Raw genomic sequence first — 14,238 nt, 5'->3', positions numbered from 1 at the left:
GCGTTAGACCAGATGGCTAAAGACGATGTCATCCAGATGCAGGGGGAGATCTTGGAAAATCTCCCTAATGCGACTTTCCGCGTAAAGCTTGAGAATGGACACGTTGTTCTTGGGCATATTTCCGGAAAGATGCGCATGCACTACATCCGAATCCTTCCCGGCGACAAGGTCACCGTGGAATTGACCCCGTATGACTTGAGCCGGGCACGCATCGTGTTCCGAGCGAAATAAGGAGAAGACCATGAAAGTTGCAGCATCGGTCAAGAAGATGTGCCGCAATTGCAAGATCATCCGCCGCAAGGGGGTGGTACGTGTGATTTGTACCGACCCGCGCCACAAGCAGCGCCAGGGTTGATCTGCATCGAACGAGAGTAAGAGGACACCATGGCACGCATTGCTGGTATCAACATCCCGCCGCACAAGCACACTGAGATCGGTCTGACCTCCATTTATGGTATCGGCCGCACGACCGCGCAGAAGATTTGTGATGCTGCCGGCATCGAGTACAACAAGAAAGTCAAGGATCTGACTGACGGCGATCTGGAGAAGATCCGGGACGAGATCGGTCGGATGACGATCGAGGGTGACCTTCGGCGCGAGCAGTCGATCAACATCAAGCGGTTGATGGATCTGGGTTGTTATCGGGGCATGCGTCATCGTCGTGGTCTGCCGCTCCGCGGTCAGCGCACGAAGACCAACGCGCGCACCCGTAAGGGGCCGCGCAAGTCTGGTGCGCTGGTGAAGAAGTGATCGGCGCAGTCGGCAACGGATTGAAGGAATAAGACATGGCCAAGGCACCTAATAACAGCGCTGCTCGACGGGTTAGCAAGAAGGTTCGCAAGAACATCGCTGACGGCATCGCTCACGTGCACGCGTCGTTCAACAACACGATCATCACGATTACCGATCGCCAAGGCGGCGCCTTGTCGTGGGCATCCAGTGGCGGTCAGGGCTTCAAGGGTTCGCGCAAGAGCACGCCATTTGCGGCGCAGGTGGCCGCGGAGACGGCGGGTCGCGCCGCGCAAGAGCAGGGCATCAAGAACCTGGACGTTCGGATCAAGGGCCCTGGTCCTGGCCGTGAGTCGTCTGTTCGTGCGCTCGCTTCGCTTGGAATTCGCATTACTTCGATTTCCGACGTGACGCCAGTGCCGCATAACGGCTGCCGTCCGCAAAAGCGCCGTCGTATCTGATTGGATTTGACTGCGTCGGCGGCGTCCGAGGGCGCTGCCGGCGTTTGTCCTTCAGCCCACCGTTTGCATCGTGACGTCGGTGCAAACTCGCGCGACAAAATCGGTCGCGTTTGATTGAACCAAGGAATACCAAGTGGCACGTTACCTCGGCCCGAAGGCCAAGCTCTCCCGCCGTGAAGGCACCGATCTGTACCTGAAGAGCGCGCGTCGCGCGATCGGGGACAAAGCCAAGTTCGACAGCAAGCCGGGCCAACATGGCCGTACCAGCGGGTCGCGCACCAGCGACTTCGGGCTGCAACTGCGGGAGAAGCAGAAGGTCAAGCGCATGTACGGCGTGCTGGAACGCCAGTTCCGCCGCTATTTCGAGGAAGCCGAGCGTCGCCGTGGCAACACGGGCACCAACCTGCTGGCTCTTCTCGAATCCCGTCTGGATAACGTCGTGTACCGCATGGGCTTCGGATCCACTCGCGCAGAAGCCCGCCAGCTTGTTTCGCACAAGTCGATCACGGTCAACGGCCAAGTCGTCAACATCGCTTCGTACATGGTGAAGGCCGGTGACGTTGTAGGTGTGCGCGAGAAGGCGAAGAAGCAACTGCGCGTCACGGAAGCGTTGAAGCTGGCCGAGTCGATCGGCCTGCCTGCCTGGGTTGAAGTGAACGCTTCGAAGCTCGAGGGCGTGTTCAAGAAGACCCCTGACCGTGACGAGTTCGGCGCCGAGATCAAAGAAGCGCTGATCGTGGAACTCTATTCGCGCTGATCGTCGCAAATCACGCGCGGGTGGCCTGGAAGGCTGCGCGCGCGTGTTGTCGTTTTCGGCCGCTGCATTTGCCGGGCACGCAGCGGATACGTAAAGCCCGGCATGTCCATCAGCCTTATCGGTGTAACGAGCCGAGGGTATTGACAGGAACACCACTCAATGCAAACCAATCTGCTGAAACCCAAAGCCATTCAGGTCGAGCCGCTGGGCGATCGCCGTGCCAAGGTGACGCTGGAGCCGTTCGAGCGTGGCTATGGCCATACGCTGGGGAACGCCCTGCGTCGTGTGCTGTTGTCCTCGATGGTGGGTTATGCACCGACGGAAGTCACGATCGCAGGTGTGTTGCACGAGTACTCCACCGTCGATGGCGTGCAGGAGGACGTGGTTCACATCATGTTGAACCTCAAGGGAGTGACCTTCCGCCTGCACAACCGCGACGAAGTGACTCTGGTGCTGCGGAAGGAAGGCGAGGGCCCTGTGACGGCGGGCGACATCCAAACGCCGCACGACGTCGAGGTGATCAACCCCGATCACGTGATCGCGCATTTGGCCAAGGGCGGCAAGCTCGACATGCAGATCAAGGTGGAGAAGGGACGCGGCTACGTGCCCGGTAATCTGCGACGTTTTGGTGACGAGCCTACGAAGTCGATTGGCAGGATTGTTCTGGACGCATCTTTCTCGCCGGTCCGCCGCGTGAGCTATGCCGTCGAAAACGCCCGTGTCGAGCAGCGAACTGACCTCGACAAGCTCGTGATGGAGATCGAGACCAACGGCGCGATCAGTCCGGAAGAGGCCATCCGCGCATCGGCGAAGATTCTTGTGGAGCAGTTGGTAGTCTTTGCGCAGCTGCCTCACGAGGATGGGGAGATCTTCCAGACTGCGCAACCTGCGCGCGCCGGCGGTAATTTTGATCCGATTCTGCTGCGACCCGTCGACGAACTGGAGTTGACCGTTCGTTCCGCGAATTGCCTGAAGGCCGAGAATATTTACTACATCGGCGATCTCATTCAGCGCACGGAAACTGAACTGCTGAAGACGCCGAACTTGGGTCGTAAATCTTTGAACGAAATCAAGGAAGTGCTCGCGTCGCGTGGCCTGACGCTGGGTGCTCGACTGGAGAACTGGCCTCCTCAAGGTTTGGACAAGCGTTGAACGACGCTGCCATGTGCAACCCCCGGTACCTGATCCGGCCGGGGTTCAATAAGTAAAGGAACGCACCATGCGTCATCGTAACGGTCTTCGTAAACTCAACCGCACCAGTGCGCATCGCCAAGCGATGCTGCGCAACATGGCCAATTCGCTCATTCAGCATGAAGCCATCAAGACCACGGTGCCCAAGGCCAAGGAACTGCGTCGGGTGGTGGAACCCCTGATTACCCTGGCGAAGGAGCCCACGCTGGCCAACCGCCGCCTGGCCTTCTCGCGCACGCGTGATCGTGATGTCGTCACCAAGCTGTTCAATGAACTGGGTCCGCGGTACCAGGCACGTCCCGGCGGCTACACACGCATCCTGAAGATGGGCTTTCGTGTCGGTGACAACGCACCGATGGCATTCGTGGAATTGGTTGACCGTCCTGAGCCCGTGGCGGCCGAGCAGGCAGTTGAAACCACGGAGTGAGACACCGCTCCCGGCGCACAACAGAAATTTTGTGCGTGGGGGCTGTCAGCATGCGCAAACCATGCTACACTTCTAGCTTCCGTCGCGGGGTGGAGCAGTCTGGTAGCTCGTTGGGCTCATAACCCAAAGGTCGCAGGTTCAAATCCTGCCCCCGCAACCAGAATCCGAGACAGGCCCCCACGAAAGTGCGGGGCCTGTTTTTATTTGGGGCCCTTCTTGCGCCGCGCGGGATTTTTTTGATCCGACCTGCATCGAACGGGTCCTCTAAACCAAGGACGGCAACACCGTGTTCATTTCCGAAGCTTTCGCACAAACCGCTCCCGCCGCGGCCGAAGGAGCCGGCTCCAGCCTGCTGAGCATGCTGCCTCTGGTGCTGATGTTCGTGGTGCTCTACTTCATCATGATTCGCCCGCAGATGAAGCGCCAGAAAGAGCACAAGGCGATGATCGATGCGATTGCGAAGGGCGATGAGGTCGTGACCGCGGGCGGGCTTCTCGGAAAGATCAGCAAGGTGGGCGAGAGCTTTGTCCACGTGGAGTTGGCGAGCGGTGTCGAGGTGCAGCTGCAGCGCACCGCGATCACGCAGGTTCTGCCCAAGGGCACGATCAAGTAGTCCGCCACAGTTCGCTTTCAGCCTGGTGGCATTGCTCGCCAGGGAGGTGTTTCGATGAACCGCTATCCATGGTGGAAGTACGCGATGCTTGTCGTCGCGTTCTTCATTGGGCTGCTTTACACGCTGCCGAACTTTTTCGGGGAAGCGCCTGCCGTGCAGGTGTCCAGCGGCAAGGTGACTGTCAAGATCGACTCCTCGATGGTCGCAAGGGTCGAGCAGGTGCTGTCCCAGGCCAATGTCGTGGCGGACTTTGTGCAATTCGACGGCAACTCGGTCCGCGCTCGGTTTTCGGATCCGGATACCCAGATCCGGGCGAAAGATGTTCTGAGCAGGGCCCTCAACCCCGATGCTGCCGACCCAGCGTACATCGTCGCGCTCAACCTGGTGAGCCGATCGCCGTCTTGGTTGACTTCGATGCGCGCGCTGCCGATGTATCTCGGCCTGGACCTTCGGGGTGGTGTCTACTTCCTGATGCAAGTGGACATGAAGTCAGCGCTGACGAAGCGCGCCGAGGCGTTGACGGGTGACATTCGCTCGTTGCTGCGCGATAAGAACATCCGCCATGCGGGCATTTCTCGTGAAGGCAACGCGGTGCGAGTGGTGTTTCGCGACGCTGCGACTTTGGGGGCTGCGCAGTCGGTGTTGCTCGCAAGCTTGCCCGACCTGCAATGGACCCAAGGCACCGCCGGGAATGGTGACTTGCAACTCACCGGCGCTTTAAAGCCCCAGGCTGCGGCGGCCGTGCAGGAGGCCGCGCTGAAGCAGAACATCACGACGCTGCACAACCGCGTCAATGAGCTGGGCGTGGCAGAGCCCGTCATTCAGCAGCAGGGCGCTGATCGGGTCGTCGTGCAGTTGCCTGGGGTACAGGACACGGCCAAGGCGAAAGACATCATCGGCCGCACCGCCACGCTGGAGGTCCGGCTGGTGGATGACAGCACGGAGGCGGCTGCAGCTGCGATTGGGTCCGCGCCCGTGCCGTTCGGTACCGAGCGGTACGTCGAGCGCGGCGGCGCGCCGTTGATCGTCAAACGCCAGGTCATCCTGACCGGCGAGAACCTCACGGATGCGCAGGCAGGCTTCGATGGGCAGAACCAGGAGCCGGCTGTCCACCTGACGTTGGATGCAAAGGGTGCGCGTATCTTCCGCGACATCACCCGGGAGAACGTCGGCAAGCGCATGGCGATCCTGCTGTTCGAGAAGGGCAAGGGTGAAGTCGTCACGGCTCCCGTCATCCGCAGCGAGATCGGCGGCGGCCGTGTGCAGATCAGTGGCCGCATGACCACGCAGGAGGCCAACGACACGGCGTTGCTTCTGCGCGCGGGGTCGCTTGCTGCACCGATGGAGATCGTCGAAGAAAGAACAATCGGTCCGAGCCTCGGCGCAGACAACATCGCCAAGGGCTTTGATAGCGTGATGTACGGCTTCGCCGCGATCGCGCTGTTCATGTGTTGCTACTACCTGCTGTTCGGCGTGTTTTCGACGATCGCGCTGGCCTTCAACCTGCTGCTGCTGGTGGCTGTGTTGTCGATGCTGCAGGCGACGTTGACGCTGCCCGGCATGGCGGCGATCGCGCTGACGTTGGGCATGGCGATCGACGCAAACGTGCTGATCAACGAACGGGTCCGCGAGGAACTGCGCAATGGCAGTTCGCCGCAAGCGGCCATCCAGGCGGGGTACGAGCGTGCATGGGGCACGATCCTCGATTCCAACGTGACGACGATGATTGCAGGCATCGCGCTGTTGGCCTTTGGCTCTGGCCCCGTGCGTGGGTTCGCGGTGGTGCACTGCCTGGGCATTCTCACTTCGATGTTCTCGGCCGTCGTGTTCTCGCGCGCCCTGGTGAACCTGTGGTACGGCCGCAAGAAGAAACTCAAGTCGGTGTCGATTGGCCAGGTGTGGCGGCCCGACAGCGATCAGACGACGGCGGCCAAGGCCTGACCGCGAAGGGACCGATCCATGGAGTTTTTCCGAATCCGTCGCGACATTCCGTTCATGCGCCATGCCTTGGTGCTGAACGTGGTGTCCGCGGCGATGTTCTTCGCCGCAGTGTTCTTTCTCGTCACCCGCGGTCTGCATTTTTCGATCGAGTTCACCGGCGGCACGGTGGTCGAGGTTGCCTATGCGCAGCCTGCCGACATCGACAAGGTCCGCAGCACCGTGGAAGGCATGGGCTTCGGCGAAGTCCAGGTGCAGAACTTCGGGACATCCCGGGACGTGCTGATCCGCCTGCCGCTGCGCGGCGACGTGAAGCAGACGGAGGTCGTGGGCCGCGTGTTCGCCGGTTTGTGCCAGGCCGAAGGCGGCGGTGTCGAGTCGACGACGGTGACCACGCCTCAAGGCGAGCAGGTCAGCAAGCAGCAGTGTGTCAAGGGGGCGGAGCATCCGCTCGAGTTGTCGCGCAGCGAAGTGGTGGGCCCGCAGGTCGGGCGCGAGCTGGCCATCGACGGGGCGAAGGCGCTGGCCTTCGTGATCATCGGCATCGTGATCTACCTGGCCATCCGTTTCGAATGGAAGTTCGGGGTGGCAGGCATCATCGCGAACCTGCACGACGTCGTCATCATCCTGGGATTTTTCGCGTTCTTCCAATGGGAGTTCTCGCTCACCGTGCTCGCGGCGATCCTGGCCGTGCTGGGCTATTCGGTGAACGAGTCCGTGGTCATCTTCGACCGGATCCGCGAAGCGTTCCGCAAGTACCGGAAGATGACCACGCCCCAGGTCATCGACCATGCGATCACCAGCACGATCAGCCGCACGATCATCACGCACGGATCGACCCAGATGATGGTGTTGTCGATGCTGTTGTTCGGCGGGCCTTCCCTGCACCACTTCGCGATGGCCCTGACGATCGGCATCTGCTTCGGTATTTACTCGTCGGTCTTCGTTGCTGCGGCCATCGCCATGTGGCTGGGAGTCAAGCGTGAGGATCTCGTGAAGGGGTCTCCGACGGGCAAGGCCTCTGACCCCGACGATCCGAACGCCGGGGCGGTGGTGTAGAGTCGATTGCATGTCGACCTCAGCCGACTTCTCTGCACTCGCGGGCCAAGTTCGGCGCCTCTATACGGAAGAACTGGTCAAGGGGATGGCCGGGGTTGTGAGCGCTGCCGAAACAGCCGCTCGCAACCAGCTCGACAAGCCGGCAGACTACGCGACGGGACAGCGCCGCCGCAATACCGTAGCCGCCCTGCAGACCGGCAGTGCTGCCTGGCACCAGGCGATCGTGGGCGGTTTGCGCAATGCGATGCTCTACGGCGTGTCGGCAACGCGGCCGGGCGATCTGCCTCGCTCTCCGCGCGGTGTTGAAGACAAGTTGTCGCTCGTCGACGACGACACGATAGAGCGCGAGATTCTCGGTTCCCGTTTGGCGCTGGCCATCATGGACAAGGCGTCCTGGGAGTTCACCGATCTGCGATCTCGCATGGCGGTGCTAGAGCGGCGAGAGGAACTCGAGCCCAACGACATGATGCGGGCGCACGTGCTGGCGCGCATTGCGGTCGATGCTTGGTGCAACGCTGGGCTCTCGCTGGAAGCGTGGCGCGATTTGCAGCAGGTCTTGCACGAGGAACTGGCGGCGCTGGGCGAGTCGGCTTACCACCAGTGCAACCAATGGCTCGCGGCGCATCAGGTCTTGCCTCAGGTGGACCTGCGTCCGATGATCAAGCGGGGCTCGCAGGGAGCGTCGTCTTTCGGCGCATTGCCGTCGCGGGCGGGCGGTGGCGCGAGCACGCCCGGCGTCTTGCTGCCGGGCAACCAGCCGGCCACGTTGGCGCGATCGCGCCCTGCGGTCATGGGCTATGCAACCCCTGGCATGCCTCGCGGTTCGGCTGGTGCGGTTCGTCCGGCGCAGCATGCGGGCCTCGCCGACGAGACCCGGCTGATGACCGCCGCAACGCCGTTGCCGCGCGGCGGTGACCATGCAGAGGCGGTGCTGGGACGGTTGAACAAGCTCGTAGGGCGTCAATTGCCGGAGTTCACCGAGAGCACCCAGCGCGGTACTTCCCGCTCGGCCTCACCAGGGCTGACGGCCGCGATCGGCCTCGCACAGCAGGGCATCCAGCGGCGGTTCAGGGTGACGCAGCCCGGTGCACAGGCGTCGGTCAGCCCCCCTACGCTGATCGAGGACCTCCAGCAGCGCAAGCAGGTCTTGAAGAACGCGGCGGAAACGCCGGTGGAGCGGGCCACGATCGAGATCGTCGCGCTGCTCTTCCAAGCCATCCTCACCGAGGAAAGCATACCGGCGACGGTGCGCGTGTGGTTCGCCCGGTTGCAGATGCCGGTACTGCGGGTGGCGGTTGGGGAGCCTGACTTCTTCGCCACGACGGACCATCCCGCGCGCAAGCTGATCGACCGGATGGGCGCCTGCGTGATGGGCTTCGATGCCTCGTCACGGGCGGTCGGCGACGCGCTCGAGCGTGAGATCAAGCGCGTCGTGCAGGTCGTCGAGGCCTACCCCGACACGGGGCGGCGTGTGTTCCAGACGGTGTTGACCGAGTTCGAGAAGTTCCTGGAGCATTACTTCAAGAACGAGAACGAGACGACTCGCAAGGGCGTGTCGCTGGCGCAGCAGGTGGAGCAGCGCGAAACCCTGGCGATCCAGTACACGATCGAGCTACGAAAAATGCTCAACGAGGTGCCGGTGCAGGAAGGCGTCCGCCAGTTCCTTTTCCAGATCTGGGCCGACGTGCTGGCCATGACCGCGGTGAAGTACGGCGGCCAGAGCGACGAGACCAAGAACATGAAGCGCGCTGCCGCCGATCTCATCTGGTCTGCCAGTGCGAAGGTCTCACGCGAAGACCGCGCTGAGGTGATCCGACGGCTGCCGCCGCTGCTGAAGATCCTGCGGGACGGCATGGCTTCGGCCGGTGTGGCGCCCGACAAGCAGGACGAGCAGGTGCGGGCGCTCAACAACTCGCTGGCTGCAGCATTCACCGCCAAGGCCGCAGCGATTCCGCACGATCGGTTCGAGGAACTGATGGAGCGCCTGGAAACCTTGGAAGAGCTGCTGCCGGACTCGCAGGACGTTCAGATCGACGAGTCGACGGTGCTTGACCTCTCGGGCCATGAAAGCTCGGAACTCGAAGTGGCGACCGAAGGAGGATCCGCGCCAACGCCGGCCATGCTCGCCTGGGCGAGAGAGTTGCAGGTGGGGAGCTGGTTCATGCTCGATTTCCGGGGGCGCAACGAGCCGGTGCAACTGGCCTGGCAGGGCCTGCGCCGCCAACTTTCGCTGTTCGTGACGCCCAGTGGTCGCTGCGTGCTGTTTCAGCAGCAACGGCTGGCGGCCTTCCTGCAGGCGGGGATGTTGCTGCCCGCTCAGGACGAGGCGCTCACCGTGCGTGCCACGCGCAACGCATTGGCCCGGCTCGACGTGGACCCGGCACGTTTGTTGAATTGATCCTGCCCGCCGCCTGCAGGCGGGGCAGCGGCCCCCAGCCGGTCAGTGGATCAGCCGGTCTTCCGGTGCCACGAAAAGTTCGTCCAGCACCAACGTATCCGGCTCCTTGCCGAGGCTCCAGAACACCATCAGGACGATGATCTTGATGTCGTCGAGCGGTATCGGTGCGACACCAATCGCGCTGGCACGATCGACGACCATCTCACGCAGGGGCGGTGGCAGCACGCCTGCCGATTCGAGGAAGCTGATGAAGCTGATCGACTCCTCGCCGAGCAGATCCTGCTCGGCCGCGGTGTAAACGCGGATGCTGGACTGCTGTTGTTCGCCCGTGTAGCACTCCGCGACGGTCGCCAAGCCATCCAGCCACGACAGCGCTTCCTGGATCTCGTCGGATTCGAACCCCGCGGATGACAGCTTTCGCGTCAGTTGCTCATGGTCGGGGCAGGCATCCGGCCGCCAGTAGTTTTCGTACAAATACACGAGCACGTCGAACATGGAATTGACTATACCCCAGGGGTTTTTGGCTAGTCGCCGAAATGGTGGGGCGGCGGTGGTGGAGCCTGCTCAGGCGATCGCGCGATCGTTCAAGCCAGGCCGCGGCGCTGGAAAAAGCCGCCGGGCAGGCGGGTGACGGCGCCATCCAGCTCCAGCTCCAGCAGCCGGGCGTTCAGCCGCGGTGCTGGCCAGCCACAACGGTCGATCAATGCATCCAGCGTGGCCGGTTCATGGCCGAGTGCCCGCAAGACAGGATCGGTGTCATCGGGGACCTGCGCTGGCCTGGCGGCCGGCGGGGAAGCCTGCACCGGTGACCAGGCGCGGAGTTCGCACAGGATGTCCTCCACCTGCTCGACCAGCGCAGCGCCTTGCCGGATCAGGGCGTGGCAGCCCCGGGACTGCGGGGCGTGGATCGACCCCGGGATGGCGAAAACCTCCCGGCCGCCTTCGGCGGCCAGCCGCGCGGTGATGAGCGAGCCCGATGCCAGGGCCGCCTCGACGACGAGGGTGCCGCGGGTCATCCCGGCGATGATGCGGTTGCGTAGCGGGAAATGTTCGCGCAAGGGCAGCGAGCCGAGCGCAAATTCCGACAGCAGCAGTCCTTCACGTGCGATGCGGTGGGCGAGTGCCCGATGGCGGCCGGGATAGACGCGGTCGAGTCCGGTGCCCACGACCGCGATCGTGCTGCCCGGGCCGTCCAGGGCGCCCTGGTGCGCCGCGCCGTCCACACCCAGCGCCATGCCCGACACGACCGTGAACCCGGCTGCACTCAGCGCCGCACCGAACGCCTTCGCGTTGTCCGCCCCCTGCGCGCTCGGGCGGCGGCTGCCGACGATGGCGATGCTCGGCTTTGCGAGCAGTTCCAAACGCCCCTGCGCATACAGCATCAGTGGTGGATCCGCCGTCTCGAGCAGCAGTGCCGGGTAGGCCGGATCGCCCAGCGTGATCACGGCGCGTTGCTCGCCACGGGCCAGCCAGGCCAGCGTGCCTTCGATCAGGTGGGTCAATCCGTCGCTGGGCGTCGACAGGGCCAGCGCAAGCGCAGGGCCGATCACGTCGGCCAAGGCAGCCTGCGGCGCTTGCACCGCAGCCTGCGGGCTGCCGAACGCCGCCATCAGCCGCCTGGCGCGCGAGCGGCCGATGCCCGGTGTTTCGAGCAGTCGCAGCCACGCCGTGAGTTCGTCCGTGTCGATCACGGCGAGGCGGGGGTCAGTCTGGCTGCGTGAACCGGTCGCCGGCCCGGACGGGCGCCTGCACCTGGAGGATCAGGGCGTACGACACACGGTCGAACACGCTGAAGACGAACAACATGCCGTGGCGCTCGTCGGGCAGCTTCATCACCGCCCGCTCCGGATCCTGGCGGTCGACCACCGTGGCGCCACGCTGCCAGAGCGCCAACACATGCCCGCGCTCCATGCCGTCCGCCGATCCGCGGTTGAGCGAGACGATCTGGTTCTGGCCTGCGCTGAGCGCGTCGCCGTACACCGCGATGATGCGGCCGTTGACGGCAGAAGCCGGTGCATGCGGCGCATAACTGCTGAAATCGCGCGCCGGCACCGGGACCAGGCGATCGCCGATACCGACCTCCTCCCGATTGCCCGTCACCCGCACCGTCGCCGGCACGACCTGCGATTTCCCGTTGTCCAGCGTCAGTGTTTCGCCGGCGCGCACGTATTCCGCGGTCCCGACGAAGCGTGCTTCGTAGCCCAGCACTTCCTGTGTCTCGGGGTCGCGCAGGGGCTTGGCTTCGCGGAACAGCCGCCAATCGCGCAGCCCGCCCATCTCGCCGCGCACATAGGCGAGATCGCCCCGCGCCATCAGCACGCGGCCTTCCGGTGCCGCGACGACGCGGGGTGCCGTCACCAGCTCATCGCCGGTGAAGACGACCGCTTCGTTCAGGAAGGGCGCGATGAGGTGCAGGGGCACGGAGGAGATCGCGTCGCCTCCGACCGGGCCGCTGCGCACCCGGGGTGACAGCTTGACGGTGCCGCCGTCGCGCACCGGCTGCGCAAGCCGCAGGCGAGCCCGTTCGCCGCTGCGGTCGAGGTAGAGCACCTGGCCGGGATAGATCAGGTGCGGATTGCGGATCTCGGACAGGTTCATGCCCCAGAGCTCGGGCCAGCGCCACGGCCGGCGCAGGAAGATGCCTGAAATGCCCCACAGCGTGTCGCCCGCCTTCACGGTGTACGAGTCCGGTGCTTCCGGCGCCAGTTCGTCGAACGGTACGCCTTGCTGGGCGACCTGCTGCGCCGTGCTGCGCTGCGCCGGCGTGACCGGAAAGTTGGGCTGCGCCGTGGCGGCCGCGGCGGCGGCGAGAAGCACCAGGCCCAGCCCGGCCCCGACGGGGGCGGCAAGGCGCTGGCGCGGCGGGCGACGGATCATGGAAGGCTCTCCGGGGCGATGACAATCACGGCCAAGGGCGACGGTGCAAAATCACGGGCTGCCGCCGGTTTGCGACGAAGCATCCGCGTGACCTCGATCCTCGTCGCGCAAATGCTCACATGTTGCCGTAGATTTTGTCCGTAGACCCTTGATCTCGCAATGAAAGCGCCCATTTGTGGCGCTGTGCGCAAAGCGGCTTTCTGCTAGTCAATCCGCCCGCGCCGTTTTCCGCATTCCTCCCATGGCCTTGCTTTCGATCCTCCGTTACCCCGATCCCCGTCTGCACACGGTCGCCAAGCCCGTGACGGCGGTGGACGACCGCATCCGCCAGTTGGTCGACGACATGCTCGAGACCATGCGCCATGCGGAGGGCGTGGGCCTGGCCGCGACGCAGGTCGACGTCCACGAGCGGGTGATCGTCATGGACACCTCCGAGACCCGCGACGAGCCGCGGGTGCTGATCAATCCGGAGATCGTTGCGCGCAGCGAGGAGCGCGTGGTGGGCGACGAGGGCTGCCTGTCGGTGCCGACGGTCTACGACCGGGTCGAGCGCCATGCGCGGGTGACCGTTCGCGCCCTCGGCCGTGACGGGGAGCCGTACGAATTCGAGGCGGAGGGGCTGACCGCCGTCTGCGTCCAGCACGAGATGGACCACCTGATGGGCAAGGTCTTCGTCGAATACCTCAGCCCCCTCAAGCGCAACCGCATCAAGAGCAAGATGCTGAAGAAGGCGCGGGAAGACGGCCAGTGACGGCCGCCCTGCGCGTCGCGTTCGCAGGCACGCCCGAGTTCGCGCAGGTGGCGCTGGCCCGCCTGCACGGCACCGGCTTCGAGGTGCCGCTCGTGCTGACCCAGCCCGATCGCCCGGCGGGCCGCGGCATGAAGCTGCAGGCCTCGCCGGTCAAGCAGTTCGCTGCGGCCCATGGGATCCCTGTCGTCCAACCGCGCAGCCTGCGGCTCGACGGCAAGCACCCCGACGAGGCGCAGGCGGCGCGCGCCGCGCTCGAAGCCTGCCGCGCCGACGTGATGGTGGTGGCGGCCTACGGCCTGATCCTGCCCGCGTGGGTGCTCGAGCTGCCCCGGCTGGGCTGCCTCAACATCCACGCCTCGCTGCTGCCGCGCTGGCGCGGCGCTGCGCCGATCCACCGGGCGATCGAGGCGGGCGACAGGCACACCGGCATCACCATCATGCAGATGGACGCCGGCCTGGACACCGGTGACATGCTGATGGTCGAGCGCTTGCCGATCGAGGGTGCAGACACGACGGCGACGCTGCACGACCGGCTGGCAGCCCTGGGTGGCCGGCTGATCGTCGAGGCGCTGGAGGCGGCGGCCTGCGGCGGCCTGAGGCCGACGCCGCAGCCCGCGGACGGCGTGACCTACGCGCACAAGATCGAGAAGTCGGAGGCGGCCATCGACTGGCGCCAGCCCGCGGGCGCGATCGCCCGGCGCGTGCGGGCTTTCGATCCGTTTCCCGGCGCCAGCTTCGACTGCGGCGGCGAGCCGGTCAAGCTGTGGCAGGCCGAGGAGCGCCCTGAGCTCGGCGGGGAGCCTGGCACCGTGCTCGCCGCGCCCCCCGGCCGGCTGGTCGTCGCGTGCGGCGAGGGCGCGCTCGAACTGCACATGCTGCAGCGCCCGGGCGGCAAGCGGATCCCGGCAGCGGCTTTTTTGCAGGCGAGGCCCGGGGTTCGTGCGGGCCTTGTCCTGGCCCCCGGCGCCGTCCGGGCGGATTGAACTCCGCGCGGGCAGCCGCATCTATCGCGGCAACGATGCCTGATGGCACGACGA

General features: G+C 64.6%; 16 protein-coding genes and 1 tRNA gene. 14 read left to right on the top strand and 3 right to left on the bottom strand.

Translation table 11 applies throughout. The annotated features are described in order from the left end of the window. The first annotated feature begins 12 nt into the window (after window positions 1–12). The 12 genes from infA to V4F39_RS15175 all read left to right on the top strand — a co-directional run bounded on the left by infA (window position 13) and on the right by V4F39_RS15175 (window position 9,573). On the top strand, window positions 13–231 hold the full coding sequence (gene infA, locus V4F39_RS15230) for a translation initiation factor IF-1 (RefSeq protein WP_009855680.1): 219 nt from the start codon (window positions 13–15) through the stop codon (window positions 229–231). Between the two features lie 10 nt (window positions 232–241). Further along, window positions 242–355, top strand: a complete 114-nt coding sequence (rpmJ, locus tag V4F39_RS15225) for a 50S ribosomal protein L36 (RefSeq protein WP_009548427.1) — start codon at window positions 242–244, stop codon at window positions 353–355. Window positions 356–384: 29 nt separating this feature from the next. Next, a complete protein-coding gene (rpsM, locus tag V4F39_RS15220; RefSeq protein WP_332290443.1) occupies window positions 385–750 on the top strand; it encodes a 30S ribosomal protein S13 in 366 nt (121 codons plus the stop codon). A gap of 35 nt (window positions 751–785) precedes the next feature. Next, window positions 786–1,190 (top strand): 30S ribosomal protein S11, encoded by a 405-nt coding sequence (rpsK, locus tag V4F39_RS15215; protein WP_046110776.1) that lies wholly within the window; start codon window positions 786–788, stop codon window positions 1,188–1,190. A gap of 133 nt (window positions 1,191–1,323) precedes the next feature. Continuing rightward, window positions 1,324–1,947 (top strand): 30S ribosomal protein S4, encoded by a 624-nt coding sequence (gene rpsD / locus V4F39_RS15210; RefSeq protein WP_332290442.1) that lies wholly within the window; start codon window positions 1,324–1,326, stop codon window positions 1,945–1,947. A 159-nt stretch (window positions 1,948–2,106) separates the two neighbouring features. Beyond that, window positions 2,107–3,099 carry a DNA-directed RNA polymerase subunit alpha gene (locus tag V4F39_RS15205; protein ID WP_332290441.1) on the top strand — a complete coding sequence of 331 codons (993 nt, stop codon included), beginning with the start codon at window positions 2,107–2,109 and terminating at the stop codon, window positions 3,097–3,099. 67 nt (window positions 3,100–3,166) lie between these two features. After that, window positions 3,167–3,565 carry a 50S ribosomal protein L17 gene (gene rplQ / locus V4F39_RS15200; protein WP_332290440.1) on the top strand — a complete coding sequence of 133 codons (399 nt, stop codon included), beginning with the start codon at window positions 3,167–3,169 and terminating at the stop codon, window positions 3,563–3,565. Window positions 3,566–3,648: 83 nt separating this feature from the next. Continuing rightward, a tRNA-Met gene (locus V4F39_RS15195) sits at window positions 3,649–3,725 on the top strand. 126 nt (window positions 3,726–3,851) lie between these two features. Continuing rightward, window positions 3,852–4,178 (top strand): preprotein translocase subunit YajC, encoded by a 327-nt coding sequence (gene yajC, locus V4F39_RS15190; RefSeq protein ID WP_332290439.1) that lies wholly within the window; start codon window positions 3,852–3,854, stop codon window positions 4,176–4,178. 54 nt (window positions 4,179–4,232) lie between these two features. After that, window positions 4,233–6,119, top strand: a complete 1,887-nt coding sequence (gene secD, locus V4F39_RS15185) for a protein translocase subunit SecD (protein WP_332290438.1) — start codon at window positions 4,233–4,235, stop codon at window positions 6,117–6,119. Window positions 6,120–6,137: 18 nt separating this feature from the next. Then, window positions 6,138–7,175: a protein translocase subunit SecF gene (gene secF / locus V4F39_RS15180; RefSeq protein WP_332290437.1), complete on the top strand. Its 1,038-nt coding sequence runs from the start codon at window positions 6,138–6,140 to the stop codon at window positions 7,173–7,175. 10 nt (window positions 7,176–7,185) lie between these two features. Beyond that, window positions 7,186–9,573 (top strand): DUF1631 family protein, encoded by a 2,388-nt coding sequence (locus tag V4F39_RS15175; RefSeq protein ID WP_332290436.1) that lies wholly within the window; start codon window positions 7,186–7,188, stop codon window positions 9,571–9,573. A gap of 42 nt (window positions 9,574–9,615) precedes the next feature. Here V4F39_RS15175 and V4F39_RS15170 read toward each other — a convergent pair whose 3' ends face one another. The 3 genes from V4F39_RS15170 to V4F39_RS15160 form a co-directional block, all read right to left on the bottom strand. Then, on the bottom strand, window positions 9,616–10,068 hold the full coding sequence (locus V4F39_RS15170) for a Smg family protein (protein ID WP_332290435.1): 453 nt from the start codon (window positions 10,066–10,068) through the stop codon (window positions 9,616–9,618). A gap of 89 nt (window positions 10,069–10,157) precedes the next feature. Continuing rightward, the gene (gene dprA, locus V4F39_RS15165) at window positions 10,158–11,261 is read right to left on the bottom strand and encodes a DNA-processing protein DprA (protein WP_332290588.1); all 1,104 of its coding nucleotides are present in this window, start codon (window positions 11,259–11,261) and stop codon (window positions 10,158–10,160) included. A 16-nt stretch (window positions 11,262–11,277) separates the two neighbouring features. Next, window positions 11,278–12,450, bottom strand: coding sequence for a LysM peptidoglycan-binding domain-containing protein (locus V4F39_RS15160; RefSeq protein WP_332290434.1), 1,173 nt, complete (start codon window positions 12,448–12,450; stop codon window positions 11,278–11,280). Between the two features lie 241 nt (window positions 12,451–12,691). Here V4F39_RS15160 and def point away from each other — a divergent pair, with 241 nt between their 5' ends. After that, window positions 12,692–13,201 carry a peptide deformylase gene (gene def, locus V4F39_RS15155; RefSeq protein WP_332290433.1) on the top strand — a complete coding sequence of 170 codons (510 nt, stop codon included), beginning with the start codon at window positions 12,692–12,694 and terminating at the stop codon, window positions 13,199–13,201. Between the two features lie 8 nt (window positions 13,202–13,209). Next, window positions 13,210–14,184, top strand: a complete 975-nt coding sequence (gene fmt, locus V4F39_RS15150) for a methionyl-tRNA formyltransferase (protein WP_332290586.1) — start codon at window positions 13,210–13,212, stop codon at window positions 14,182–14,184. Window positions 14,185–14,238 lie beyond the last annotated feature (54 nt).

The sequence above is a fragment of the Aquincola agrisoli genome (assembly GCF_036621135.1).
Lineage (GTDB): Bacteria > Pseudomonadota > Gammaproteobacteria > Burkholderiales > Burkholderiaceae_C > Aquincola > Aquincola agrisoli.
This window is presented reverse-complemented; position numbering and strand designations above follow the sequence as displayed.